Raw genomic sequence first — 24,974 nt, 5'->3', positions numbered from 1 at the left:
GGGGACGGATTATGGATTGGGGTCGGGCAAAAAATGTGTTGATCTATGCTTTTCTGCTGCTAAATCTGGTGCTGGGCTATCAGCTATGGAATGATCTACGCGAACAGGCCGACTCCAGTCTGGACATCACGGCTCTGGAGAATAACACGCAAAGGGCGATGGATGAGAAACAAATTCGCGTCCTGGCCAAAATCCCAAATGAGTCACCAGAGTTGCCGAAGATTGCCTATCGGTTCATCAATGGCGGGCAGCAGGGCAAGCTGACGGAGTTGCCCACCCCGGTGGATAGCAAGCTGATCTTCTCCCCGCGCGACTTGACGGCGGCGCTGAAGGACAGCTTACCCGGGATCGAGAGCTATCGGTACGATGAGGTGGCGAGTAGCTCGGAGGTGTTCGTGCTTCATCCATTGGTTGATGGCAAATGGCCGTTGTTCAAGATTGAGCTGAAGCTGTTCAACAGCAATCAGAAGATGATCTCATACCAGCTTCAGGCGATCGAAATCACCTATCCGGAGGAGGAGAAGCCCCAGCGAGTGCTGTCGGCCTCCAAGGCACTGGGTAATCTGGTAGAGAATTTCCTGCCGGAGGGTTCAGTGGTGACCGAGGTAGAACTAGGGTATTACGGGGAGCTATTTGACTCGGATGCCCATTTGCCGGCGGCACCCGCCTGGCGCTTCATGTTGGAGAATGGCACGGAGTATTATGTGCAGGGCATCAGCGGGGACGTGATTAGTCCGAACACAGAGAAGACGAAGGAGTAATGGGAGAACATGGGGATACGGTTTTCGGTACTGTCGAGTGGTTCGACAGGGAATGCGACACTGGTGAACAATGGGGAGACGACCTTAATGATCGATGCGGGCTTCAGCGCCAAGCGTATCGACGAGTTGATGCAGGAGCGGGGGATGACCGGGCAACAATTGGACGGCATTCTGATTACGCATGAGCATTCCGACCATATCAAGGGTCTGGGTGCGGTAGCGCGGAAATACCAGCTTCCGGTGTATGCGAACGAGAAGACCTGGATGGCGATGGAGAAGGCGGTTGGAGCCCTGGCCGATGAGCAGCGCTGTGTGCTGGGGACGGGAGAGGTGCGGGATTTTGGCTCCTTGCGGGTAGAATCCTTTGCCATCTCCCATGATGCTGCCGAACCCGTAGGCTATAACTTCTACGACGGCAAGGAGAAGCTTAGCGTGTGCACCGATCTGGGTTATGCCAGTGATAAAGTCAAGGAATCCATTGGCGATGCCGATGTCCTGGTGCTGGAGGCTAATCACGATATCGAGATGCTTCGCATGGGACGTTACCCGTGGAACATCAAGCGTCGGATTCTCGGCGATCTGGGGCATTTGTCCAACGAGGCTACCGGGGAACTGATGAGCGAGATATTGAATGGCCGGTTGAAGCGGGTGTATCTGGCCCATCTTAGCCGCGAGCATAATATTCTCGATCTGGCCAAGATGTCTGTGCGCGGAGCCATGGAGGATCGGGGTTGCTTCTATAAGGATAGCGAATTCAAGCTTTGCGAGACCTACTATGACCGTCCGACGGCGTGGGATGTGTTAAACGAGCGGTAGCTTAGACCGTAGGATATGGCGGAGGGGTCAGGAACCCGTCGATTTCTCGCGCCTTCTTATCTATTTCCTCACGGGTCAGAATCCCCTTCTCCACCAGCAGTTCCATCATGGCGCTCAGGGTTAGCCACTGATGGTAATGTTCTTCCTTCATGTCCGCTAGCTTGGCTAGCAAATTAACTTCGTTCATTGGTGTGGAATAGTAATCCATGGTTGACCTCCTTAGGGGGCTTTTTTTGATTAGCGTACAGGGAGAAATTCCCGAAATTTCTCTGCTTGAAAAATGATTCGAATCCACCGAAATATGGTAAGATAAATCTATCAATCTATCGCGTTAATATTAGTGTAGTCCGTAATCAAGTCAAACATTCCAATGTTCGGAAAAAAAGCTGCAAAACTTCCCGGCAAGATGGCAACATCTACGCAGTTCATGGCGTTATAAGAATTAGGTGAAAAACGCGTGAATATGGCTTTGCCATACCGACATACAGTTGAAGGGGACCGTTGCTTTCAGGGATGTGAACTACAAAGGATGGTCGCCGGATATTTGGGGTAGAGTTATGGAGGGAGAGTGTAGAGATGGGATTGTTTGACGATGATTTTTATTCCACCAAGGTACCTGGACGGCGCGTGCGCATGTCCGAGGGCGGCGGCCGGCGACGCTGGCTGAGCGGGGCTCCGGGGCACAGGCCAAGACGGGGGCTGTCCACGCTGCAAATCTCCTTGATCTCTTCCCTTTTGAGCGCGGTGGTTGCCGTGCTGTTGTTCAGCCTGATTACGGGAGTTCCTTCCTCTACCTCAAGACATAATGCGTCGACAGACGCTTCTGCAGGTCTCGATCCTTATCAGCGTATCAGTGCGGCAGCGGCCAAAGTGGCCCCGTCTGTCGTCAGTATTCTGAATCATAATGAGCTGTCGATGAGTGATCCGTCGCAGGCAGCACTTGGCTCTGGCGTGATCTTCAAGAAGGAGAAGGGTAAGGCGTATATCATTACGAATACCCATGTCATCAGTGGTTCCGATGATTTGGAGATCGTGACCAGTGACGGAAGCTCTCGGGATGCCAAGGTGAGCGGTGAGGATGCGATCAACGATATCGCCGTGCTGGAAGTCGATGACTATGGGATTAATTCGGTGATTGAGTTGGGCGACTCCGGAAAGCTTCGGGCAGGAGAGACGGTGATTGCCGTCGGCAATCCGCTGGGGCTGGGGGGGACGTTGACCTCGGGCATTGTAAGCTATACGAACCGCATGATTCCGGTGTCCATTAATCAGGACGGCGTATATGACTGGGAGCAGGAGGTCATCCAGACCGATGCAGCCATTAACGAAGGCAACAGCGGCGGTGCACTGGTGGATTTGAACGGCAAGCTCATCGGGATTAATACGATGAAGATTTCAGATACGGGTGTGGAAGGGCTTGGATTCGCGATTCCGGTCAATGATGTTATGAGAACGGTTGACGATCTGCTCTTGCATGGCAAGGTCGTGCGACCTTATGTTGGGGTGTATACGCTGGATTTGAACAACCCGTATTCTCCGCTCAGCGAAGAGCAACGAGACGATATGAAGCTGCCAAGCCACGTTACCTCGGGAGTCATTGTGCTTGAAGCCCATGGTCCAGCGAAGGATGCGGGACTGAAGCTGAATGATGTGATTACGCAGCTTGATAAGCAGCCGATCAAATCTACAAGGGAATTGCGGCGCTATCTGTATGAACACAAGAAGATCGGCGAGGATCTGGAAGTGACGTATTATCGGGACGGTGAAGCGCAGAAGGTGACGATGAAGCTGTCCGACAAGCCGTCGGATCAAGAAATTAACGATGGGCTGGATGAGGAGAGGTAAGCGCCTGTCCGTTATCATATAGGTGAATGGCAATAGCTTGGTTGGGTAAATAGAAAGGATGCTTGAAGGTATGTATGTGGTATGCAAGGATCATGTAGAACTGGCGATTGATATGTTCGTGGATGAATTTGAAGAGGCCCCGGATGTAGTTGATCTAGAGCACACGAAGTTTATTGACTGGGAGCCACCCGTGAAATGTCAGGAATGCCAGTGCGAAGCGCGGTTTCTGGTGGTGTAGGAACCGGGTTGAAGCAGGAATGAAGTAAGCCGAACTCGGCAGGGCGTATAGTAAGTAAAAGGAGCGGACCGATGATTGTCAACGGTCCGTTTTGATTTAAGGGCATTATTTTTACCAAGGGTAAATCCCTTTTTCATTCAGAAATTCACCATTATGTCGTTGGCCATCGATAGCGTAACCCACGATAATAGCCGCTGCCGCTTGCTTGGATTTGCCACCTGGAGCGTTTCCATTCAGGTCTGTGGTGGTAAAGCCTGGCGTAACGGCAAACACTTGAGCTCCTGTACTTCTGGCTTCATAAGCCATGGAGAGAGTCATCGCGTTGTTGGCTGCTTTTGAGGAGTTATAATCAAAAGCATTAAGGGTAAATTCGGCATTTTGCAAATGGTCCAGAGAAGCCATGTCCGTGGATACATTCACTATGGTACCTTCATTTTTCTTGATTATAGGAAATAAACGCTGATTCAGACGGAAAGTACCGAAGAAATTAACCTCAAAGGCATTGCGTAAATCCTCTTCCCGGGTCTCCGTAAAGGAACTGGAGAATGCCCCTGGCATACCGGCGTTGTTGATTAATAGCGCGAAGTCAGGATAAGTGTTGGTGATTTTGTCTGATGCTGATTCAATACTCTTCGCATCTGTCATATCGATTTGAATCCAGTCCACGTTCAGGCCTTGGGCCGTCAATTTAGCCGCTGCTGCTTCACCTCGCTCGGCGCTACGGGAGCCAAGAATCACTTTCCACCCAGCTTCCCCTAGTTGCTTCACTATTTCAAGTCCAATTCCTTTATTCGCACCAGTGACAAAGGCAGTTTGGGTCATTTAAATCCCTCTTTCTATATTATTTGTTTTTCTGATTTATAAGTTACTATGCTACACTTAGTATAGGTCAACACTAAATTTTGCTATGGATGAGGAGTTCGAATGTTAACCATTGGGGAAGTAGCTAAAGAAGTTGGATTGAACATTGGAGCCATTCGTTTTTATGAAAGGAAAGGATTGCTGGAGCCGGCGGCCCGAAGCAAACAAAATAACCGTCTTTACACGGAGCATGAGCTGAACTGGCTCGTATTTATAAAGTGTCTTCGTGAGACGGGCATGAGTGTGGAGCATATCAAGAACTATTATGACAAGGTTCAGGCAGGTACTTCAACGCTCCCCGAAAGAATCCAGTTAATCGAACAACAGAAGCAAAAATTGCAGGATGATATCAAGGAGAAGCAGGCTCAGCTTGTTCATTTGGAGGAAAAGCTAGAACGTTATTATCGCGGGGAGAATTACTAGACGCTTCAGCGATTACATTCAATGCAAATACCAGCTTTTTTGGAATGAGGGATAATCATGAATATAGCGTTGGCGAATGATTCAGATGTGGAGTATATCCGAGAACGGGATCACCATATTTCTGAGGACTTGATTCGGTCAAAAATCAAACAAAATCAAATATACATGATGCGAGATCAGCATACAGGTGTGATTGGCTGGATGAGGTACGGGTATTTCTGGGACAATATTCCGTTCATGAACTTGATTTGGATAGACGAACCGTTTCGAGGCAAGGGCATGGGGAAGCAGGTAGTTGATTTTTGGGAGGAACAAATGAAGCAAGAGGGCTTCCATTTGGTCATGACATCCACACAAGCTGATGAAGAGGCCCAGCATTTTTATAGAAAACTCGGCTATAAAGATGCAGGCTGCCTAATCCTTGATACACAACCCTTGGAGATACTCCTGACCAAGAGCTTGGATTCATAGATGACTCTGTTCCATAAAACAGCAGCATTCAGGACTTTACTTATCGTGTCCATGAGTGCTGCTGTTTCTTTTTTTGTAACTCTTCTAAACGTTTTGATCGGTGGGCCATAATAACTGCTTGTTGTTGCTGATTGGCAGGACCAAGGGGTTACGGGTGGGTACAGGAGTAGATCAAATTACTTAATTTGCAGGGGAGTAGGGGGATTGCGCTGGTTCATAGATGTATTATGCAGGGTAGGTCTGGTAAGATGGAGAAAATGTCTTTATTCAGGAGGTAGATGAAAGTGGATCAAGCGTTGCGGCAGCAATTGGAACAGTGGTATGAGGTAGATGAGCATCAGAATATTGTAGACGCTTTGGAAGCTATCCCTGTTGCGAATAGAGATTATGAAATGGTCGGCCAGTTGGGTAGGGCTTATAACAATGTAGGACGTTACGAGGATGCCTTGGAACAATTTGCCCAAGTTGCTGAGGAAGGGAAAGACGATTCAGCGTGGCATTACCGGTCAGGGTATTCTTATTATTTTCTGGGGAGATTTGAGGAGGGCGCGCAGGCATTTGCGAAAGCACTGGAGCTCGATCCCGGAGATGAGCACTCGCGAGAACTCTTCGGGTGGTGTCAGGGCCGTCTTGATCGTCAGCAGCAAAATAACATGATTCGTGAACAGGCCTTGCGGCAAAAAGAACAGACTCCAGCGGAGCCGTTCTTCGAGGGTCTGGATTTGTCTGAATTTTGGGATAACGGCAGCTATGCCGAGAGTACATATACGATGGACCCACCTAGTGATGCGTTGATTGCCAGTGTGGAGGAGGAGTTAGGCTACAAGCTGCCCGCCTCCTATATCGCTTTGATGAAACAGCGTAATGGGGGTATTCCTCAGAATACCTGCTTCCCTACGCAAATACCTACCTCTTGGGCAGATGACCATATTGCGATCTCGTCGATCATGGGAATTGGGCGGGGTAAGGATGAGTCGCTGTGCGGGGACATGGGTAGCCGATTTATGATTGAGGACTGGGGATACCCGGACATCGGGATCGTTATCTGTGACTGTCCTTCGGCAGGTCATGACGTGGTTATGCTAGATTACCGCCATTGTGGTAAGGATGGGGAACCCGAGGTAATCCATGTGGATCAGGAGTCGGAGTATGAGATTACTTTCCTGGCTCCGGATTTTGAGACCTTTATTCGCGGCTTGGTGAATGAGGAGGAATACGATACCGCTGCTGAGGATAAAGCCAACGATTTGCGTAAAGTGGCTGAGGGGCAGTTCTCGCCTCTGCTGGAGGAGCTGTGTAACAAGGCGGAAGTGGTAGATGCCGAGCAGCTTGAATCGCAGATTCGGGCGGTGTGTACACGCATTGTGGAGGAGAAAGGACACTTCTCCTTCCACGCCGATGAGTTGTCGCTGCTGATGTACGATGTGCAGTTCTGGCTGTATACGAATGCTAATCCACGGCTTACGCGGGAGGAATACCTTGATATTTATCCGAAGATGATTGCGTTTGGTGGGGAATTTGGCCAAAGTGGCTACGCGCCTTCCTGGATAACGGATTGGCTGGATAAACGAATGCAAGCAGGCTGGATCAAGAAGGATCATGGAACACTGAGCTTGACGGAGGAGGCGCGTAAGGAGATCATTGCTCGGCTGGAGATGGAAGCCGGAGGGGATGCGGTGGAAGATGAGCATACGGATATAGCTCCGTTCAAGCTGGTGGATCAGGGTGAGCGGGGAATGTCCGTCATTTTGCCGGTTGGATCGTATTTGACGGAGCTGTTTGCGTTGCGGGCTGACGAGGGCTTTGAGGGCAGCGGGTATGACTGGACGTCTCTAGCCTTTGTGTATCTGGCCGAGCAGATGCCGGACCTCGAGGGTATCGTCCGCTTCGATCCGGAAGGGTCGATGTTCTGCGCCTATTCCTCCGATCGGGAGGCTCTTAAGGCCTTTGCGGTTGGGTTCAAGCAGGCTTGTGAGAATGAGGCGTTGATTCGGGATTTATTCTCGCGGGCGGAGTTGGATTGATAGATTAATAGCGTGGCTTAATAAAAAAATGAAACAGCAAGCGTCAGGGCCGGGAGAAATTCTCCGAGGTGGCTTCTGACGCTTGCTGTTTTTTGTGATGGCTGAGGGATGGGGGCTGTAGATAACCCCTCTATTGGAGCGTAATTTCCTGCTCCCAGGTCAGTTGCTGATTCTCTTCGTTCACGAATACGAAGGTGACCTTGCCTGCCTTCCCCTTCATTTCCTCGGGATAAAAGAAGCCCATAAACTGCCCGTCACCGCTGACATAGAAGCCGTCCTCGCCAGATTGCCCATTCTCAATAGCTTGTTCAAACGTATTGACGGTGTTGTTACTCTCGGATGACCACTGCATCTCCTGAAGTCGGTAGCCCTCGGGAATCTGCTTCACTTGAAAATCAAAGCTGCCCTTGTTCTCAATCGGCTTGGGTGTCTGATCAATGTCAATGAGAATTTCCTCACTAGGGTTATTATTCTCTGGGGTAGAGTCGACAGGGTCTGTGAGTTCGTTGTTGGATGAGTCTGTGTTGTTATTCCCTGCTTGGCTCCGGTTCGTTGCATTGGAGTCAGACTGATTCCCAGGGTCCGTTGTGTCTGCTTGCGAATTGTTTCCGCAGGCACTCACTAGTAGTACGGCGCTTAAAGCGGCCATTAATAGGATTGATTTGTGTTTCGTCATGTGGTTTCCTCCAGTTGTATTCGGGTGTGATTCATAGATAAAGATAAGACTATGGCAGAGTGATGTATCCTGATATGGCGTAATATGGGAGCGGGTGACTATCAGGAAAAAGGGACGGTATATGTTATTTACCGCCAGGCGGAAAAACTAAACATGAGGTGTTATAGTGGACTATACTCCATGTAGAAAACAGGGTCTTTTGTGATATGCTGGAGGTATATGTGGTGTGAATACATAAAGAACATGATGGTGGTGCAAATCATTGAACATACAAATTATTGCAGTAGGCAAGCTGAAAGAGAAGTATTTGACCCAGGGGATTGCGGAATACGCGAAAAGGCTCACCCCTTATATCAAACTGACGTTAATAGAAGTTCCGGATGAAAAAGCACCCGAGCAGTTAAGCGCTAGTGAGGAAGAGCAAGTGAAACGTAGGGAGGGGGAGCGAATCCTCGCCTACCTAAAGCCCGACACGTACGTTGTGGCAACGGCCATTGAAGGCGAACTCTGGACCTCGGACAAGCTGGCCCAGCATATCGAAGAACTAGCCACCTATGGCCGCAGCCAGATCGCCTTTGTCATCGGCGGGAGCTTAGGGCTGGCGAATGAAGTGCTTCAACGCGCCAACCTGAAGATCTCGTTTGGCCGATTTACTTATCCGCACCAGCTCCTGCGGCTGGTGTTGGTGGAGCAGGTGTATCGGGTGGTGAAGATTATGCGGGGGGAACCGTATCATAAGTAGGGTAAGGTAGCTGACGGCATGGTTTTTTAACTTAAATTAGAAAATTTTAATTGTGTGTAAGTGAATGATTAAATACACTGGTTAAGATTTCTAGGCTTGGAGAGCTTTTTTTGATTATGGGGTGCGAGCCTTATAATATTTATGTGTAGATCATACTAGGGGGAGAACATGAATAGAAGGGAAGATATTTTAAATGCTTGGATTACAATAGAACAACTATCCGAAGGTTCTATTAGTAAAAAAGAAAAGCCGCTGAAGGTTTTACATACAATTGAAGAGGATTGGCATAAGTTTTTTACAGACTTTTTAATTAAACAAAAAAAACAACAAAATGTATCTGATAAGCTCTTTGAAAAGTCGGGTTTAGTGTTATACTTTGATATTTTTGATTTTCAAGAAGTTGTTGATATATTAAGAGTGAAGTACAAAATTGATAAAACCTACGAAGAAGTTAATACCTCTAACAAATTCACCTTCGCTATATACTTTGATAACCAATTAAGTTTTTTATCAGATAAATTGTTTCTCACAATGAGTGGTTATATCCGTAAACATGGTAATTTACCAGAAAACTTTTTTAAAGTGGAGAATTCATTGAAAGAAGAGTTAAACAGTAGATTTGATGAGGGCTTTAATATTACTATTTCTGATCTCTTACTGGAGTATAATGTTTCCACGGATAATTTTCGCTATGCATTTGTGAAAAATTTGGAGAATGGAGATGTAAATTTACATTCTTTCTTTATCGATGACCTGAACAAAGCAAAGATAATTACTAATAAAAACTTGGATCGATATTTTGATGGTTTTTCAGGATCTAGACAAAATTTAGATAGCAATAAAGAGTCTGATCAATTTAATTCCCAAATTTTTGAAAACATGTTACAACCTAAATACTATCCCTTAGGAAGGTTTCCGAGTAATCCAAGCTTCGCACTTTCATTCATGCAACAGGTGGCGGTCAATCTAGCTTTAAACGACAAAAATGAAATTCGTAGTGTCAATGGTCCGCCGGGAACAGGGAAGACGACCCTGTTGAAAGATATTTTTGCAGATTTAGTGGTACAACAAGCAAAGGAAATTGTACAGCTTTCTGATAATACGATGAAAAAGAGTCTAGTTTATTATGAAAGTGATGAAATGGATGTTTTACCGTCCTCTATTTCCGATAAGAATATTGTTGTCGCAAGCTCAAACAATGGGGCAGTCCAGAACATTGTTAAGGAACTGCCAAAGAAAGAAACAATTGCTGAAGATTTTCAAAAGCAATTGGATGATATCGATTATTTCAAGGATATATCTAATTCTAAATTAACCCGTGAGGGATTTGGAAATAATCAGGAGATTAAAAAGGAGCTTATACACGAGGAAAATTGGGGAGTATTCTCGTTAGAGGGCGGCGCATTAAAAAATATAAACAATTTACTTTTAAACATTGAAGCAATTGAAAAAAATTTAGAAGATTTTGATCAAGCCAATACAGGTGAAGGTATATATCAAGAATTTAGTCGGCTGTATCATGAAATAAAACTTAAAAGAGAAGAAATGCAAGAATATAGTGAGAAAATGGAGTATCTTCAAAAATTAGAAACTATTCACAAGGAGAAAATTATTGCTTTTGGACATGAAGAGAAAAAGAAACGAACCAATTTAATTACACAGGAGGCGGAGGTGACTCGTGAAATTGAAAGATTGAAGCAAGAAAGTAGAATTCTTCATGATGATTTATCAAATATTTCTATTGAAATAGAAAGCCTAAATGATCTGCAAGCTCAAGCTAAAAGAAATTATGATGTAGTTACTTCACAGAAGCCTGGCTTGTTGTGGGTTCACAAAATATTTAATCGACCCCAAGCTGAGCAATACTTCAAAAATCTAAATTATGCAAATGATCATTTAAATGATTTATTAAAACAAAGAACAAAGCTGTTGAATGACCGAAGGCAACTTGAATATGGGATAAGGGAAAAGGCTAACAAAAGTGAACATATTCAAATACAAATTGAGGAAACAAAAGCTGACTTTAATGAATGGGTAACCAATGAACAAAATAATTTCAAACAAATAGCACAAGAAATCTCACTTTTAGGAAAGATCAAATCTCAAAGTGACATTAAGCAAATAGATTTTTCACTATCTTATGATGAGCTGCAGAAGTCTAATCCGTGGTTTACAACACAATTTCGTCAGTTACAATCAGCGTTGTTTATTTCAGCCTTAAAAGTTAAAAAGAAATTTTTGTATGAAAACAGGAAGAATTTGAAAGCAGCAAGGGATATTTGGAGTAACCAGTCTCAGTACATTGGAAAAGAAAATGGGCCTGAATTAATATCGGAATCATGGCAATGGTTAAATTTCACTATCCCTGTTGTCAGCACGACCTTTGCTAGTTTTGGAAGAATGTTCAAAAATTTAAATGAAAATTCAATAGGCAATTTATTCATAGACGAAGCTGGTCAAGCATTACCACAAGCTAGTGTTGGTGCAATTGTTAGAAGTAAGAAGGTTATGGTTGTTGGGGACCCTTCACAAATAAAACCAGTGTTGACGTTAGATTCAAATGTTCTGACCTTGATTGGGAGGCACTATCAAGTCAATGAAAAATTTGTCTCTGCTGAAGCGTCTACTCAAACTATTGTGGATGCCACAAGCCAGTACGGTTTTCAAAAAAATGAAGATAAATGGATTGGCATCCCCCTTTGGGTACATAGACGTTCAGACGATCCAATGTTCACGATTTCAAATAAAATATCGTATGATGGATTGATGGTACAAGGTAAATCAGAACATGAATCGCAAGGAAAATCACAGTGGTACGACTTAACCGGAAAAGCAAATGATAAATTTGTTAAAGAACAGGCTGAATTCCTAAAAAGAATGATTGACAGACGTTTGCAAGAAGACCCGAATTTAAAGGATGATATTTATGTTATTACCCCATTTAAAAATGTAGCCTATAAACTTGCACAAGCTTTAGAAGAAATTCACTTCACGAAGCGAGAAAAGGAAAAACCAACGAATATAGGAACTGTTCATACTTTTCAAGGAAAAGAGGCCCGAATTGTCTACTTTATTCTTGGAGCTGATTTTGATAGCAGTGGAGCTGCAAGATGGGCTGTCTCTGAACCAAACATAATGAATGTTGCAGCTACACGTGCTAAAGAAGAGTTTTATGTTATTGGTGATAAAAAATTGTATGCTTCGCTTGGTAGTGAAGTGGCAAATAAAACGATTTCAATTATTGATGAATATAACAATGATAAGGTCTGAAATTGCTTCGGCAGGCGATTGATTACTAGCACCTACCCCGCTTGTAGAAAAACAAAAGCATTGTATTCATAAATCAATTGCAGACTTAAGACACAAAGGACCGTCGAGAAGGCAGCTTTCGCTGCTTTTTGGACGGTCTTTTGTATGGATTGACCTCTATTTTCATGGGGGGCAGGTAAAGTAAGAAACCCCATAGATATATGTGATCTTCTGCTTATGTTTTTTGCAGTTTAGAGTGTAAGATAGGTTTCGTAAAAAGGTAGTCTAGGAAAACTTGCCGTTACAGCGAGCACCTAGAGCCATACACAAGCAACCCTAGATTCCCGCAAATTTATGGGTTCATACGGAGGACAAAATGACTGAATTATTAGCTCCAGCAGGAAATATGGAAGCTTTAAAGGCTGCAATATCCAATGGTTGTGATGCAGTGTACTTAGGCATGCAAAAATTTGGTGCACGTGCATATTCATCTAATTTTGATTTGGAATCGTTAGAAGAGGCTGTTGCGTATGCACACCTGAGAAATATTAAAATCTATATCACCATGAATACCATCGTTTTTGAGAATGAGGTTAAGGAAATGAAGGAGCAAATACGCCAATTAAATGATGTCGGTGTGGATGGTATTATCGTCCAGGACCTGGCTGCTTTTGATTATATCGTTAACAACTTCCTTGATATGGAGGCACATTGTTCAACTCAAATGGGAATAGACGATTTGGCCGGAACTTTATTATTTAAAGAGCTTGGTGCTAAGCGAGTGGTTCTGTCCCGTGAGGTTGAGATGAAAAAAGTAAAAGAGATCAAAAGAATAGCTGAAATCCCTTTAGAAATTTTCGTTCACGGTGCTTTATGTGTATCTTATTCGGGAAACTGTCTAATGTCAGGATTAATGGGCTATCGGAGCGCAAATCGTGGAAGATGTGTGGGCTCATGCCGTAAGGAATATGAACTAGTGGATAAGACATCAGATATCTCTTTTGGGAAAAACCATATTCTGTCTACTAAGGACTTGAACACCATTGACTATATCGAGGATTTAAGGGAAATCGATTCTTTAAAAATAGAAGGTCGAATGAAAGTGCCTACATATGTTGCTAATGTTGTATCCAAATATCGCCTGGCCTTAGATCATACAATCACCGAAGAGGATAAAGAAGATCTGAAAAAAACATTCAATAGAACATTTACTAAAGGGTATTTATTCCGCGAAGATAAAAGAGATATTACGAATATCTTAAGACCTAATAACTTTGGCTATGAAATTGGAACCATCAGCAAGATGATTAAAGACATGTACGAAATCACACTTACACGTCCTTTAAATCAGAACGATACGATCCGAATAAGTCACAACCATGAAGATGTTAATTTAACGGTTGCAAAGCTGTACGATAAAGAGGGCGAATTAATTAACAAAGCCGATCATGTCTGCTACATCAAAATCAAAGAAAAGCTGTCTGTGGGCGATCTGGTATATAAAACGAAGGATTATTTCTATAACAAAGAATTAGAAGCATCTCTGGAAAAGGAATTTAAGCGATTTGACCTCGATATTAGAGTATATGCACGTCCAGATTCAAAGCTTCGCATAGATGCGGAGGGCTTAGGCTTTCATTATTTCTATGAGAGCGAGGAAATACTAAGCGAAGCCATTAATAATCCAACCACAAAGGACCAGGTAATCAAGCAATTCTCAAGATTAAATGATACGATATTTCAGCTTCATCAGGTGGATTTTGAAGAATGCCATGCGTTTATTCCAGCTAAACTGTTAAATGCAGCAAGACGGGATATTGTACTGGGCTTATATGACCTAAAGCTTAACAGCCAAGAGAAAAGGGCCAAGGCTTGGGAAGCAAAAGAAAAAATAAGCTTTGCCCCTGAAAAGCCATACCTTACGGCCTCTGTGACGACGAAGGAGCAATACGATGCTTGCGTGAGCTGTGGAATCAAGGAAATCTATTTTAATAACGTTGTTAGAAGAAATCAGAATCATTATAAGGAAAAAGAAGGGCAGCTACTCATCGGAGGGTACGGTGGAATTTATCACTACAGAGGGAGTAATCCGTTTGTTACGGACTATTCGCTAAATGTTGTTAATGCCACCAGTTGCTATGAATTACATAAATTAGGCGCGCGACGAGTCACTTTATCTTATGAATTGAATAAGAGTCAAATTGAAGATTTAATAAATGCCTATGTTGAAGCCAATGAAGGCTATCCCGCACTGGAAATGATTGTATACGGTAAGACTCCTCTGATGTTTACAAAATATTGCCCGATGAAAAAAATGGATCAATGCAGAATTTGCAAAACAAAGAGCTATGAGTTAAGGGATGAGCACGGAACGTTCCCGATCATTTCCCATGATGATTGTACAACGACTCTCCTTAATGGGAAGACGCTTAACCTTCTGGATGAGTTACCAAGCCTCAAAGGAATCGAGGCGCTCAGATTAAACTTCACCGTTGAATCCAAAGAGCAGGTTATGAACGTCATTCATATGGCGTCAGGTAAATTAAATGGCTCAATGAATCAGGCTGCCTTTAATCAGGAGACAGACACAAGAGGACATTTTAATAAAGAGATTGTTTAGGCAGCCTGTCACCCCTTGATCTTACCGCAGCGTCAAGTGCTAGAACAAACCTAGGGCTCGAAAGGGAGTCTTAGGATGAACAAATCTGTTGCCATAAATAAGCTTTCAAGAATATGCCTGGAGGAACATATCCGTAATGAAAAGCCAGACGGGTGCGGGAACGAGTATCATTTGACTCTGATGGAGCCTGTGAAGACAATTAACCGGGCCCCCAAACCGGCATAGCTCCAATCTAGCGCCATGTGCTATAATTTTGACAATAAAAATATTGCCACGGACCGGTTATCTCCATCCCATGTCATAACCGGCTGAGTTTATACCAACCTTAACGAAGGAAGAGGACGTGCAAACATGTGAGATCCATGCTGAACGCTACTGAGATAACTAACTAAATAAGCCCAAGGGCTAAGGAGCGATTGAGCATGGAGATGACATGGGAGCTGGAGAGCTTATATCCGTCCTTCGGATCGGAGAAGTATCAGGAAGACCAGACACGGGTGGCGGCGCTTGCGCAGGATTTAAAGGAATGGACGGCGCAGCATCTGGAGGAAGGCGGACGCAGCCGTGTAGAGGCATTGCGGACGCTGGAGACTTATTTAACGCGTTATGATGCATATCGGAGTATTTATCTTTGCCTCTTCAGTTATGCGGAGCTGCGATTCAGTATAAATGGTAGTGATAACGATGCCATGAATGCGATGGATGAACTGGAGCAGGTGGAGGCCGTGGCTGAACAAGCCCATAACACTTTCGGGAAGTGGCTTGCGGAGCTGGATAACTTGGAGTCTCTGGCCGAAGAGTCGGCTTATGTGCGTAGCCAGCTTTTCTATTTGCAGAGATTACGGCAGCAGTCCAAGCATCGACTAGGGCAAGAGGCAGAGACAGCGATAACCTTGATGCAGAGCACGGGCTCCAAGGCGTGGGGGAGACTGTACATGCGGACCATCTCTGGCTTGCGCCAAGATATAGTTGTTCGCGGGAAGACCCGGAGTGTGGGGCTGTCGGACCTGCAAAATCTGGCTTATGACAGTGACATGGCTGTGCGCAAAAAAGCATACGCCTTGGAGCAGGAAGCCTGCGCGAGCGTGGCAGAACTGAGTGCGGCTTGTATTAACGGCGTGTGTGGGGAAGCCATTGCGATATATGGGTTGCGGGGCTACGCCTCTCCGCTGGACAAGGTGCTGGAGGCCTCCCGGATGGAGCGAGGCACGTTAGAGGCCATGATGACGGCGATTCGTGAAGGACTGCCGGCCTTCCACCGCTATTACAGGACTAAAGCGCGGTTGCTGGGGCATTCCGGGGCTTTGCCCTTTCATGACGTATTTGCCCCGCTGGAAGGCGAAGCTTACGCTCTAATATCTTACTCCACAGCGAAGGATATCATCGTGTCCGGATTCCAGCGGTTTAGTGGGGAGCTAGGCAGATTTGCTGAGTGTGCGTTTCAGGGGCGCTGGATCGATGCAGAGCCACGTGCGGACAAAGGCGGGTTCGGGATGTGCGTCGATATTTTCCCGATTGGCGAAAGCCGGATCATGACTAGCTTCAATGGCCATTATATCGATGTCAGCGTGCTGGCGCATGAGCTTGGACACGCCTACCACAGCAGTTGCCTGATTGGACGACCGATGGTGAATACGGATTATCCTGTGCCGCTTGCAGAGACAGCGTCGATTTTTTGCGAAAGTCTTATTCAGCAGGAACTGCTTGAACTTGCGCCGAAGGGCGCGTCATTGGCATTGCTGGAACGGGCGCTGTCTGACGCCGGTTATTATATCGTTGATTTCTATGCTCGTTATTTGTTTGAGAGTCGACTATATGAGCGGAGACAGCTCGGAGCGTTGTCTGTTCAGGAGCTGAACAGCTTGATGCATGAGGCGATGGTGGAGGCCTACGGTAATGGCGTGGATACGGCAAGCATTCATCCTTACCCGTGGATCAGCAAAGCCGGTTATTACATGGCGGGGAATGAGTTTTTGAATTTCCCGTACTCCTTTGGTTTGTTGTTCTCCAAAGGCTTGTACGCCCAGTACAAGAAGCAAGGCGGTGAATTCGTGCAGCGGTACCGTGCGTTTCTTGAAGCCAGCGGAAGCACTACTGTTGCGGAAGCTGCAAGGCTTATGGGCGTTGAGCTGGATTCACCCGCCTTCTGGCGGGAGGCAATGGCTTTGCTTGCCGAGGAGATTGAAGCCTTTGCCAACGAGGCGTAACGTCCTGAACTAGGGACGTACAATAACAAATCTTTAAGAACAGGGCCATCCATTTGAGGATGGCCCTGACCTGGAGGTATTGCAGACTAAAAGGAGGAACACATGAGCTGGAGTAAATTAAAGCAAAATTTGGATCAGTTTCTGAGTCCTTCATTAACTGAAAGAGTAGAATACCGTTCGACAAGCTATCGGTATTTGCCTGATCGAGCGGGGCTTTGTCATATAACGGTGGACAAGAGAAATATTTTTAATATGAAGGAGACCACCAGCCCCATCAAATGGTATCAGACGGAGCTGGAGATCAAGAATGACCCTGATATCAGGGTTGTCGTTAAGGAAGAAGAGCTGGATGCATTAAGGAAAGAGACTCAGGGAAAGGTGCCTGAGGAGCGTCTGGTAATCATGGCCGAGAACCGAAGGAAAACCAAGTGTGCAAAGGAGCTTTTAGCGGCCCAGACAGCGCTCAGCAAGTCCAATTTTACCGTTGTAGCCAACCAGTTCCTAGCTTGCCCCATCGAAGAGAGTCTGGAGAGCAGGGATATATTGCTGAACGTCCTGGCTCTCGTGGACAGACGGGTTGGTAAAAAGCGCTTGCTGAATATGGCCGTGAGAATCAAGGCCAAGCATCCCGCGGTACAATATTTTTATGAGCTGAGGCTGAGCACGTTCTAGGAGGTCGGATGAAAATATAGGCATCGCAACAAGTTGGTTATAATGACATCATGTAGTAAGCTTGGGATACGAGCACCTTATACAATCTAATCTAATACAGGAAAAGGAAGTAGACTATTATGATCAATATCATCATTCCCACCCCCGATGTTACCATTACGAAACAGGTTGATCCTCAGGAAAGCAATATTTACGGCTTCACCCAATTTCACCTGATCACTAGAGAGCTAGGTGGGATTTTTATGTTTTATAACGATAAAGATGAATTATTGTTCATTGGAAAGGCTAGAAAGCTAAGACCGAGAATAAAAAAGCATTTTGAGGATTCTGTATCCCCGATCAGAATGCATAGAGACGAAGTAACGAAAATTGAAGTTTGCATCGTTGAAGATCCTGTCCACAGAGAAATTTACGAGACATTTATTATTAATGAAGGCAAGGCCAAGTATAACGAGGACAAAGTATTTTTCAGGCAGGCATAACTCGCAATGACTGGCTGCCATCTGGCGGCCTTTTTTACTTTCAGCTTCATCATTGATTTATTCAAAGCCCTTTAGCAAGGTCTTTTTTTTATTAAGCAGATCTCTACCTATGAAATGGATTGAATCCTCCCTATAATAGATACTGAGTAGAATCATGGAGGGGATACACATGGGAGTAATTAGTGAAAAATATGTCGATACATGTGAAAATTTTAACAAGGTTCATGCGTTCCTAAGGAAAATGATTACGTTAACAGGTAAACTTCAAACCTGGGAATTTGTCAGATTAGAGTTTTGGAAGTGGAATGAAGCCGTCAAAAGCTCAGACCCCAACTTTATGGAGAATCATGCCAACTTGTGGAAGAATGAAGCCGATGAGGTGGTTGGCCTTTTCATTTCCGAATATGGTGGTGATTTCTTTAGTTTGATTATCCACCCGGACTATCCCCATATAGCCAAGGACATGGTATCATGGGCCAAAAATGTTTGGGGTAAGGACAATAAGAGGTTAACCACCGACTGTTATGATCATAGTTTGGAGGTTCCGGCTTTATTGGAAGCTGGTTTTAAAAAAGATTCCCATATTGGAAATACAAGAAAATACGATCTTGAGCATACCGAATATACCCTATCCTTAGAAGAAGGATATTCCATTAAGTGCATGACGGAAGCAGGGGACTATGAAGGGAAGCTTGATTTAATTCAGCAAATATTCCCGGATTCCCGTTCAGGGAAAGCCGTCTATTGGAGAAAAGATCTGCCGTCGTATTGTGCAGAGCTTGATTTATCGGTTGTTGATGACCAAGGGAAACCTATAGCTTTCTGTTTTGGATTTGTGGATAGAGAGAATGGGGTCTCTGTTATTGAGACCATTGGGACTCATCCGGATTATCAGCAGCGTGGATTTGGAAAAGCTGTTGTTACAGCATGCTTGATGCAACTGAAAGAACAAGGTGTGAAAACTGCCTATATTACGGGGTTCTCCGTTGCCGCTAATGCGTTATATCAATCCCTGAAGCCTGTGGAGATTGTACCGCTTTATTCCTATAGCTATGGGAATGTGGAACAAGGACACGACTGCAAGGATTCATAAATGCAATTCCTCCTAAGTTAAGCTACTGGATACCTGCACAGACCGCTTTCCAGTGTCGGAGAGCGGTCTTGTCATGTCTACGCATGATTAAAAGCGTACATAAAGCTAATCAAAAAAGAGATAACAAAGGCGAACACATTAAGAGTCGTGGCGACGATTCCACATACTAATCCTGCAATTGCCATGCCGCGACCCTGTAGTCGAGTTCGCTTGATTTCTTTTAAAGATAAAGAAGATAACACAATCGCAACGATCCCAAGGAATAGGATACTTCCAAACGGCAAAGTAATTAAGGATAGGATACCTAGGATCAAAGAGGTAGTTGCTTTACTGCTCACCTTTGCCTCTGGCGGAACTTGAGATGGGTCTAGCGGAGAAAACCCGTGTTGTGGCTCTTGGTAATTGTTAGACAAGGAAGATCCTCCTATGAATGAGTCATTATTTCTATTATACTTCTCGTAGTCCATTACTGTAAGTCTAGGGGGATTTTCTAATATGAAAATTGCGAAAATATCTAGAGAGAGTGCAGAGCATTTTATTTGGGGAGATCACTGTAACGGTTGGCGGTTAGTGAAAAATGATGATTTGAGTGTAATTCATGAGACCATGCCACCGGGTACCTTTGAGGTGAAGCATTACCACCAGAAGGCAAGACAATTTTTCTTTATCTTGTCCGGCACGGCAACAATGATTATAGATGAAGAGGTAATTATCTTGGAAGCCAAGGAAGGCGTGGAGATTCCGCCATTAGTTCCCCATCAAATGTTGAATAAATCTCCTGATGAAGTGGAATTTATGGTAATCTCTCAGCCGAACACCAGTGGTGACCGGATTAACGTTAGCGAATAGATTAGGTAAAATATCTTAAAATTCTTAGAGGGTAGGAACATTAGTAATGATAAATGAAAACAAACAGCGTTACCGCTTTAGTGAAGCACCTATATGGAACATTCAGCGGAAGTACTACGAAGATAAAGGAACAAAAGCCTGGAACAATGACCAGGTTCCTCAATATATAACGAGTAATCCGATGATTGCTGCTTCTTATGCCGAAATGATATTCGGGTTTCTTCGGGACCGGGGGAATAAGGAACACAGTTCGGAACCGGTTACGATTGTGGAGCTGGGGGCAGGGGCGGGGCGATTTGCCTTCCATTTGTTAAATGAGTTGTGCCAGTTAAGGGATTATGCCGGGATTTCATTACCTCCGTTCCGTTATATTATGACGGATTTGGTGATCAACAATGTTCTAGCCTGGAGGGAGCATCCTGCGCTTCAATCCTATATTGCCGAAGGTTTACTCGATTTTGCACAATTTGATGCGGTTCATGATACGGCTTTGAACCTTGTTGTCTCGGGCACAACGATTAGTGAGGGGGATTTGCAGCAACCTTTAATCCTTATTGCCAACTACTTTTTTGATAGCCTTCCTCAGGAGTTACTTTATGTGGGCGAGGGTCGAATTTATGAGGTGGATGTTTTTGTTGAGTACCCCGAGCACCACGCATCTCTTAAACCGTCTGACTTATTAAGCCAAATCTCCCTGCATTATGAGCATAGGCAGGCCCCAGAGTATGAGCAAGACACCTTCCCATATCGTGATGTCATCGCAGTCTATCAGGAGCAACTGGAAGATTCGCATATTTTGTTTCCTGTCGCTGGACTCACTTGTTTAGAACGTTTGAATCGGTTATCTCAGGCTGGATTTATATTGATAACGGCAGACAAGGGGGATCACCTGCTGGATAACTGGAAATTTGCTGAACCGCCAGAGTTGATCCTGCACGGAAGCTTTTCTTTAACGGCCAACTACCATGCATTTCAACATGTTTTTGAGCAAAGGGGAGGCATGGCGTTATTTCCCCCGCATCATTATAAAAATATAAATGTGGGCTGCATTCTTGCTGTGGATGAACCACAGGACTATTTCAATACCCGATTATCTTATCGTCAAGGTATTATACGCTTTGGTCCGGATGAGTTTTTCAGCTTGAAGATGGGGATAGATCGCAATCTCGATAACATGGGACTACAAGAGATTTTAAGTTTTTGGCGTTTGGGTGGATATGATGCTGAATTTTTCATTCAAAGTACGAAGCGAATCTCTAGTCTACTGCAGGATGCAGACGATGGAGAGAAGCAGGATATTTTAAGAGGTATACGGCTGATGTGGTCCTCCCACTACGTCATGGAGCAGCGCTATGATTTGGCATTGGATGCGGGACTAATCCTGTTTGAGTCGGAAATGTACGAGGACGCCAAGCACTTCTTGGAAATTTCGATAGAGCAAGAACAAGATGAGGTCGTATCGACGGTATTTTATTGTCTGGCTATTTGTTGTTTCGAGTTAGACTTAGACGAAGATGCTCTCCGATACTTACGGAAATTAATAGAGCTTGAGCCTGATCATGAAGAGGCGTTGGCCTTGTTAAATCATTTTGAGTTGAATTAGTTGAAATAATCACGAGTGGTTCACATCAGGAGGCTTTGAGCAAGTTGAAGGGTGTACTTAGAGAAGTATGGCTGGACGGACGAACGCCAAACAGAATCGATTTGCGAAGTTTCGATTCCAGAGGGAAGAGAGACCATCCGCCGCAGCTATTGCATTAATGCTTAAGCAGCGTCTATCTTCTAGCCAAACTCTCCCAAATTTCATGTAGCCAGGAGTCGAAGTCAGTAGCTTTGTCGCCCTCGTAAGTATCATAAATATCCAGACGTGTCTTTTGCAGCTTTTCTTTAAACTGCTCGAATGTGTGACCTTCAGGAAGGCTTTTCTTGATCCGCAGCAAAATTTTGTTAAGGCCCTTAAACAGCTCGCCCTTATTTTTGGTAGGGGGTTGTACAGCTTCATCCAACTGCTTCAGCTTGAAATAGGCAGCTTCGCGTACCTGAAACACTTGATCATTTGTCAAAACATGTTGCAGCAACTTTATGGTGGGGGCTGTATCCCAGTTCCCCAATTCGTTCACTGCATTCAGTCTTTCTCTCCAGTCTGCCGTCCGATGGACCGCTCGCTTGAGCTCCTTAAAGTTTTCCGGCAGTTCGCTGATTTCTCCAACATCAGGGTTGTTCGTCAAAGTTCAATCTCCTTAATCATTGCCATCTCGGCAGAATGATGAATGTTATTTATGTGAAAACTATTATATCACGAACCTGACTAAACTACTCCTATGAAGCAAGGAACGATGCGGAAAGAACTGAGGACAAAACGTGTACTTATCTAGTCCCATAATAGGGGAGGAGGAGACGTTACCCAACGTCACACACCATCATGCGAGTCGATCGATTGCTGTCCATGCTGCTGATCATCTCAGGCATTGGCATTGTTAGGCCATTTTGAGTAGTATGATTTCCCACTTCCATGTATATACCAGTATATACATGGTTTCCAGGGTGTGATAAAATGAGAGAAAAGATTCGGAAAAAGGAGGGACTCTCCATGTCGACCACCGTACAAAAGTGGGGAAACAGTTTAGGTATTCGTATTCCTAGTCAGATAGCAGAAAGGATTGCGGTTAGTCAAGGCTCGGAAGTCGACCTCATTGTGAGTGATGATCATTCGCTCATCGTAATACCAAAAAAGAAAAAGCCGACGTTGGAAGAATTATTGGCCCAATGTAAAGTGGAAAATCGGCATGATGAAATAGATTTGGTGTAGAAGGGAAGGAATTACTTTAAATGAGTCCGGATCGAGGCGACCTAGTATGGATAAACTTTAATCCCCAGGCGGGCAGAAGATCGGCCATCGTGCTCTCTCCAAAGGCTTTTAATGAAACGACGGGTTTTGCTTCAGTGTGCCCAGTCACTCACACGGTCCGAGGCTGGGGATATGAAGTACTCCTTCCCGAAGGATTGGTATTTAGCGGAGCCATATTAACGGACCAGGTCAAAAATCTGGATTGGCGAGCTAGACGTATTGAAATCGTTGGCAATGTCCCGAACGATGTAGTTAACGAGTGCTTGGATAAAATACATACATTTTTGTAGTGGATCCGTGTTACTCTGAGAAACGGTAAGCTAAAAATTAGCTATAAAGAAAGGTAACACGATGATAAAAGTTGATCACCTATCCTTCTCATTTCCGCAAAAAGAACTGTACAAGGACATTTCATTTACGCTCGAAGAGGGACAGCATTGCGCCTTTATAGGAACAAGCGGCAGTGGGAAAAGTACACTGATCGATATCCTGATGGACCCGGAAAGACATTTATTTGAGGGCAAATTAGAGATCGATCCCAATTGTAGAATCGGGCATGTCAGTCAGTTCCCACAAGTAGACCAAGCTCCAGAAACAACCGTCTTTGAATATATAGGAGAAGCATTTATTCAGCTACAACATGAAATAACATCAATTTGTACGGAAATGGAAACCTCATTGGATTTGGACCCACTACTGGAAAAGTATCAACTGGCTTTAGATACACTCCAATCCATGGGTGGCGATGATTTTGAAAGCAGTATTCATAAGCAGCTAAATCTAGCAAACCTCATGAAGCTGAAAGATCAAAGGGTATCCGATCTAAGTGGTGGAGAACTCAAGCTTATTCAAGTGATGAAGGAAATGCTTAGTAGTCCAGACTTAATGATTATGGACGAGCCTGATGTATTTTTAGACTTTGAAAATTTAAATGCGCTTAAGAAGCTCATTAATTCCCACAAGGGAATGCTGCTGGTTGTTACGCATAACCGCTATCTATTGAATCATTGCTTCAACAAAATAATCCATCTTGAAAACAGGGAACTTCAGGAGTTTGATGGGCGATATATAGAGTATAATTTCTCCTTACTTCAGACTAAGATTGAGTTGCAGGAGCTTGCAGTCGCTGAGCAGGAAGAGATTGAGAGAAACGATACAATTATTGACAATCTTAGAGCAATTGCAACTTATAATTCGGATCCAGCCAGAGGTCGAGCGTTAAAGGCCAGAGTCAAATTTCAAGAAAGATTGGAAGCGCGTAAAATTAAAGCCCCGTTTGTTGATATCAAGCAGCCGAATATTAGCTTTGGCATAGATCATGAAGTGGAAGACACCGTGGTTATAAATGTAAATCATTATAGTGCTGCGTTTGATGAGTTGCTATTACAGGATGTTACCTTTGAAATAAAATCTACAGATAAAGTAGCCATTATCGGTCCGAACGGTACCGGAAAAACGACGTTACTCCGCGAAATTTTTAACAATAATCATGATTCAGTTGACATCAATGCTGATGTGAAAGTAGCTTATTTATCTCAAAACCAAGGTGAAACGCTAAAAAATTCGAATACCCTACTGGATGAATTTATCGATGCCGGATTTACATCTTATGATGAGATTCGATCGTATCTTGTCAACTATGGCTTTGAAGGAGAAATCCTGGATCAAAAGATCGAATCTTTATCCGGCGGAGAAAAGAATATGCTGCAATTAGCTAAGGTTGCGGCCAGTCAAGCCAACGTACTGCTACTCGATGAACCGACAAGCCACTTAGACATCTATACCCAGATTGCACTGGAGAAAGCCATCCAAGACTACAAGGGTGCGATTCTGATGATTTCTCATGATTTCTATTCCGTTGTAAACGGTATGGATTATGTGCTAATCATTGAAGATAAGAAGATTAGAAAAATGAGTATGCGGAAATTCAGAAAGATGATTTATGCCAGCCATTTTAATAAAGACTATTTAGAAATGGAACAACATAAAAAGTCAGTTGAAATGAAAATAGAATTGGCTTTGAAAGAGGCTAACTTTGAACTTACAAAAGGGTTGCTGGATGAGTTGGAAGATCTAATCAAGCTGCTTTAAAGGGCA

At 44.4% G+C, this 24,974-nt stretch carries 25 protein-coding genes and 1 pseudogene; 21 read left to right on the top strand and 5 right to left on the bottom strand.

Translation table 11 applies throughout. From position 1 onward, the window contains the following. Positions 1–11 precede the first annotated feature (11 nt). Both yycI and AC1VOR_RS19365 read left to right on the top strand, forming a co-directional pair. Positions 12–761: a two-component system regulatory protein YycI gene (gene yycI, locus AC1VOR_RS19370; protein ID WP_482620261.1), complete on the top strand. Its 750-nt coding sequence runs from the start codon at positions 12–14 to the stop codon at positions 759–761. 9 nt (positions 762–770) lie between these two features. Then, on the top strand, positions 771–1,577 hold the full coding sequence (locus AC1VOR_RS19365) for an MBL fold metallo-hydrolase (RefSeq protein ID WP_059050411.1): 807 nt from the start codon (positions 771–773) through the stop codon (positions 1,575–1,577). Position 1,578: 1 nt separating this feature from the next. On the opposite strand, the gene AC1VOR_RS19360 is transcribed toward AC1VOR_RS19365, so the two are convergent. Then, the gene (locus AC1VOR_RS19360) at positions 1,579–1,785 is read right to left on the bottom strand and encodes a hypothetical protein (protein WP_059050410.1); all 207 of its coding nucleotides are present in this window, start codon (positions 1,783–1,785) and stop codon (positions 1,579–1,581) included. 368 nt (positions 1,786–2,153) lie between these two features. Here AC1VOR_RS19360 and AC1VOR_RS19355 point away from each other — a divergent pair, with 368 nt between their 5' ends. Both AC1VOR_RS19355 and AC1VOR_RS19350 read left to right on the top strand, forming a co-directional pair. Further along, positions 2,154–3,422: a S1C family serine protease gene (locus AC1VOR_RS19355; RefSeq protein WP_482620259.1), complete on the top strand. Its 1,269-nt coding sequence runs from the start codon at positions 2,154–2,156 to the stop codon at positions 3,420–3,422. 70 nt (positions 3,423–3,492) lie between these two features. Further along, positions 3,493–3,660, top strand: coding sequence for a CxxH/CxxC protein (locus tag AC1VOR_RS19350; protein WP_082673002.1), 168 nt, complete (start codon positions 3,493–3,495; stop codon positions 3,658–3,660). Between the two features lie 111 nt (positions 3,661–3,771). Here AC1VOR_RS19350 and AC1VOR_RS19345 read toward each other — a convergent pair whose 3' ends face one another. Further along, complete coding sequence (locus AC1VOR_RS19345; RefSeq protein WP_482620257.1) at positions 3,772–4,482, bottom strand: SDR family NAD(P)-dependent oxidoreductase; 711 nt, start codon at positions 4,480–4,482, stop codon at positions 3,772–3,774. A 102-nt stretch (positions 4,483–4,584) separates the two neighbouring features. On the opposite strand from AC1VOR_RS19345, the gene AC1VOR_RS19340 reads away from it, so the two are divergent. The 3 genes from AC1VOR_RS19340 to AC1VOR_RS19330 all read left to right on the top strand — a co-directional run bounded on the left by AC1VOR_RS19340 (position 4,585) and on the right by AC1VOR_RS19330 (position 7,439). Then, positions 4,585–4,944, top strand: a complete 360-nt coding sequence (locus AC1VOR_RS19340; protein ID WP_482620256.1) for a MerR family transcriptional regulator — start codon at positions 4,585–4,587, stop codon at positions 4,942–4,944. A gap of 57 nt (positions 4,945–5,001) precedes the next feature. Further along, positions 5,002–5,415: a GNAT family N-acetyltransferase gene (locus tag AC1VOR_RS19335; protein WP_482620255.1), complete on the top strand. Its 414-nt coding sequence runs from the start codon at positions 5,002–5,004 to the stop codon at positions 5,413–5,415. A 278-nt stretch (positions 5,416–5,693) separates the two neighbouring features. Next, positions 5,694–7,439 (top strand): Imm51 family immunity protein, encoded by a 1,746-nt coding sequence (locus tag AC1VOR_RS19330; protein WP_482620253.1) that lies wholly within the window; start codon positions 5,694–5,696, stop codon positions 7,437–7,439. A gap of 130 nt (positions 7,440–7,569) precedes the next feature. On the opposite strand, the gene AC1VOR_RS19325 is transcribed toward AC1VOR_RS19330, so the two are convergent. Next, on the bottom strand, positions 7,570–8,115 hold the full coding sequence (locus AC1VOR_RS19325) for a hypothetical protein (protein WP_482620251.1): 546 nt from the start codon (positions 8,113–8,115) through the stop codon (positions 7,570–7,572). 262 nt (positions 8,116–8,377) lie between these two features. On the opposite strand from AC1VOR_RS19325, the gene rlmH reads away from it, so the two are divergent. From rlmH to AC1VOR_RS19285, 8 genes are all read left to right on the top strand, one after another. Further along, positions 8,378–8,857 (top strand): 23S rRNA (pseudouridine(1915)-N(3))-methyltransferase RlmH, encoded by a 480-nt coding sequence (gene rlmH / locus AC1VOR_RS19320; protein WP_482620250.1) that lies wholly within the window; start codon positions 8,378–8,380, stop codon positions 8,855–8,857. Positions 8,858–9,025: 168 nt separating this feature from the next. Further along, positions 9,026–12,127 carry a DEAD/DEAH box helicase gene (locus AC1VOR_RS19315; RefSeq protein ID WP_482620249.1) on the top strand — a complete coding sequence of 1,034 codons (3,102 nt, stop codon included), beginning with the start codon at positions 9,026–9,028 and terminating at the stop codon, positions 12,125–12,127. Between the two features lie 355 nt (positions 12,128–12,482). Beyond that, complete coding sequence (locus AC1VOR_RS19310; protein ID WP_482620248.1) at positions 12,483–14,726, top strand: U32 family peptidase; 2,244 nt, start codon at positions 12,483–12,485, stop codon at positions 14,724–14,726. 75 nt (positions 14,727–14,801) lie between these two features. Then, positions 14,802–14,951: a hypothetical protein gene (locus tag AC1VOR_RS19305; protein WP_482620246.1), complete on the top strand. Its 150-nt coding sequence runs from the start codon at positions 14,802–14,804 to the stop codon at positions 14,949–14,951. 197 nt (positions 14,952–15,148) lie between these two features. After that, complete coding sequence (locus tag AC1VOR_RS19300; RefSeq protein ID WP_482620244.1) at positions 15,149–16,933, top strand: M3 family oligoendopeptidase; 1,785 nt, start codon at positions 15,149–15,151, stop codon at positions 16,931–16,933. A gap of 102 nt (positions 16,934–17,035) precedes the next feature. Then, the gene (locus tag AC1VOR_RS19295; protein WP_482620242.1) at positions 17,036–17,605 is read left to right on the top strand and encodes an SF0329 family protein; all 570 of its coding nucleotides are present in this window, start codon (positions 17,036–17,038) and stop codon (positions 17,603–17,605) included. Between the two features lie 119 nt (positions 17,606–17,724). Then, positions 17,725–18,087, top strand: coding sequence for a nucleotide excision repair endonuclease (locus AC1VOR_RS19290; protein WP_482620241.1), 363 nt, complete (start codon positions 17,725–17,727; stop codon positions 18,085–18,087). A 169-nt stretch (positions 18,088–18,256) separates the two neighbouring features. Beyond that, positions 18,257–19,180, top strand: coding sequence for a GNAT family N-acetyltransferase (locus AC1VOR_RS19285; RefSeq protein ID WP_482620239.1), 924 nt, complete (start codon positions 18,257–18,259; stop codon positions 19,178–19,180). A gap of 77 nt (positions 19,181–19,257) precedes the next feature. On the opposite strand, the gene AC1VOR_RS19280 is transcribed toward AC1VOR_RS19285, so the two are convergent. Then, on the bottom strand, positions 19,258–19,593 hold the full coding sequence (locus AC1VOR_RS19280) for a DUF4190 domain-containing protein (protein WP_482620237.1): 336 nt from the start codon (positions 19,591–19,593) through the stop codon (positions 19,258–19,260). 82 nt (positions 19,594–19,675) lie between these two features. On the opposite strand from AC1VOR_RS19280, the gene AC1VOR_RS19275 reads away from it, so the two are divergent. Genes AC1VOR_RS19275 through AC1VOR_RS19265 form a run of 3 tightly spaced genes read left to right on the top strand, consistent with a single transcriptional unit; the run spans position 19,676 to position 21,790 of the window. Then, positions 19,676–20,029: a cupin domain-containing protein gene (locus tag AC1VOR_RS19275; RefSeq protein WP_482620235.1), complete on the top strand. Its 354-nt coding sequence runs from the start codon at positions 19,676–19,678 to the stop codon at positions 20,027–20,029. 46 nt (positions 20,030–20,075) lie between these two features. Beyond that, positions 20,076–21,632: a tetratricopeptide repeat protein gene (locus AC1VOR_RS19270; RefSeq protein ID WP_482620233.1), complete on the top strand. Its 1,557-nt coding sequence runs from the start codon at positions 20,076–20,078 to the stop codon at positions 21,630–21,632. A 35-nt stretch (positions 21,633–21,667) separates the two neighbouring features. Then, positions 21,668–21,790 carry a hypothetical protein gene (locus tag AC1VOR_RS19265; RefSeq protein WP_482620231.1) on the top strand — a complete coding sequence of 41 codons (123 nt, stop codon included), beginning with the start codon at positions 21,668–21,670 and terminating at the stop codon, positions 21,788–21,790. A 14-nt stretch (positions 21,791–21,804) separates the two neighbouring features. Here the strand turns inward: AC1VOR_RS19265 and AC1VOR_RS19260 are convergent, their stop codons facing one another. Then, a complete protein-coding gene (locus tag AC1VOR_RS19260) occupies positions 21,805–22,257 on the bottom strand; it encodes a HEAT repeat domain-containing protein (protein ID WP_482620229.1) in 453 nt (150 codons plus the stop codon). A 326-nt stretch (positions 22,258–22,583) separates the two neighbouring features. Here AC1VOR_RS19260 and AC1VOR_RS19255 point away from each other — a divergent pair. The 3 genes and pseudogenes from AC1VOR_RS19255 (at position 22,584) to AC1VOR_RS19245 (ending at position 24,968) form a co-directional block, all read left to right on the top strand. Further along, positions 22,584–22,858: pseudogene (locus AC1VOR_RS19255) on the top strand (AbrB/MazE/SpoVT family DNA-binding domain-containing protein). Next, positions 22,859–23,167 (top strand): type II toxin-antitoxin system PemK/MazF family toxin, encoded by a 309-nt coding sequence (locus AC1VOR_RS19250; protein ID WP_482620228.1) that lies wholly within the window; start codon positions 22,859–22,861, stop codon positions 23,165–23,167. 61 nt (positions 23,168–23,228) lie between these two features. Then, the gene (locus AC1VOR_RS19245; RefSeq protein WP_482620226.1) at positions 23,229–24,968 is read left to right on the top strand and encodes an ABC-F family ATP-binding cassette domain-containing protein; all 1,740 of its coding nucleotides are present in this window, start codon (positions 23,229–23,231) and stop codon (positions 24,966–24,968) included. Positions 24,969–24,974: the final 6 nt, after the last annotated feature.

It is taken from the genome of Paenibacillus sp. 1SOY10 (assembly GCF_056836745.1).
Note: the sequence above shows the minus strand (reverse complement) of the source record. Positions and strands in the feature narration are given on the sequence as shown.

What these genes read in the sequence shown, in the direction of transcription:
- AC1VOR_RS19295 (WP_482620242.1), top strand. Translation starts at nt 17,036, where the DNA reads ATGAGCTGGAGTAAATTAAAGCAAAATTTGGATCAGTTTCTGAGTCCT.
- AC1VOR_RS19325 (WP_482620251.1), bottom strand. Translation starts at nt 8,115, where the DNA reads ATGACGAAACACAAATCAATCCTATTAATGGCCGCTTTAAGCGCCGTA.
- AC1VOR_RS19285 (WP_482620239.1), top strand. Translation starts at nt 18,257, where the DNA reads ATGGGAGTAATTAGTGAAAAATATGTCGATACATGTGAAAATTTTAAC.
- AC1VOR_RS19290 (WP_482620241.1), top strand. Translation starts at nt 17,725, where the DNA reads ATGATCAATATCATCATTCCCACCCCCGATGTTACCATTACGAAACAG.
- AC1VOR_RS19345 (WP_482620257.1), bottom strand. Translation starts at nt 4,482, where the DNA reads ATGACCCAAACTGCCTTTGTCACTGGTGCGAATAAAGGAATTGGACTT.
- AC1VOR_RS19250 (WP_482620228.1), top strand. Translation starts at nt 22,859, where the DNA reads ATGAGTCCGGATCGAGGCGACCTAGTATGGATAAACTTTAATCCCCAG.
- AC1VOR_RS19315 (WP_482620249.1), top strand. Translation starts at nt 9,026, where the DNA reads ATGAATAGAAGGGAAGATATTTTAAATGCTTGGATTACAATAGAACAA.
- AC1VOR_RS19335 (WP_482620255.1), top strand. Translation starts at nt 5,002, where the DNA reads ATGAATATAGCGTTGGCGAATGATTCAGATGTGGAGTATATCCGAGAA.
- AC1VOR_RS19355 (WP_482620259.1), top strand. Translation starts at nt 2,154, where the DNA reads ATGGGATTGTTTGACGATGATTTTTATTCCACCAAGGTACCTGGACGG.
- AC1VOR_RS19310 (WP_482620248.1), top strand. Translation starts at nt 12,483, where the DNA reads ATGACTGAATTATTAGCTCCAGCAGGAAATATGGAAGCTTTAAAGGCT.
- AC1VOR_RS19340 (WP_482620256.1), top strand. Translation starts at nt 4,585, where the DNA reads ATGTTAACCATTGGGGAAGTAGCTAAAGAAGTTGGATTGAACATTGGA.
- AC1VOR_RS19365 (WP_059050411.1), top strand. Translation starts at nt 771, where the DNA reads ATGGGGATACGGTTTTCGGTACTGTCGAGTGGTTCGACAGGGAATGCG.
- AC1VOR_RS19350 (WP_082673002.1), top strand. Translation starts at nt 3,493, where the DNA reads ATGTATGTGGTATGCAAGGATCATGTAGAACTGGCGATTGATATGTTC.
- yycI (WP_482620261.1), top strand. Translation starts at nt 12, where the DNA reads ATGGATTGGGGTCGGGCAAAAAATGTGTTGATCTATGCTTTTCTGCTG.
- AC1VOR_RS19305 (WP_482620246.1), top strand. Translation starts at nt 14,802, where the DNA reads ATGAACAAATCTGTTGCCATAAATAAGCTTTCAAGAATATGCCTGGAG.
- AC1VOR_RS19270 (WP_482620233.1), top strand. Translation starts at nt 20,076, where the DNA reads ATGATAAATGAAAACAAACAGCGTTACCGCTTTAGTGAAGCACCTATA.
- AC1VOR_RS19330 (WP_482620253.1), top strand. Translation starts at nt 5,694, where the DNA reads ATGAAAGTGGATCAAGCGTTGCGGCAGCAATTGGAACAGTGGTATGAG.
- AC1VOR_RS19300 (WP_482620244.1), top strand. Translation starts at nt 15,149, where the DNA reads ATGGAGATGACATGGGAGCTGGAGAGCTTATATCCGTCCTTCGGATCG.
- AC1VOR_RS19360 (WP_059050410.1), bottom strand. Translation starts at nt 1,785, where the DNA reads ATGGATTACTATTCCACACCAATGAACGAAGTTAATTTGCTAGCCAAG.
- AC1VOR_RS19275 (WP_482620235.1), top strand. Translation starts at nt 19,676, where the DNA reads ATGAAAATTGCGAAAATATCTAGAGAGAGTGCAGAGCATTTTATTTGG.
- AC1VOR_RS19245 (WP_482620226.1), top strand. Translation starts at nt 23,229, where the DNA reads ATGATAAAAGTTGATCACCTATCCTTCTCATTTCCGCAAAAAGAACTG.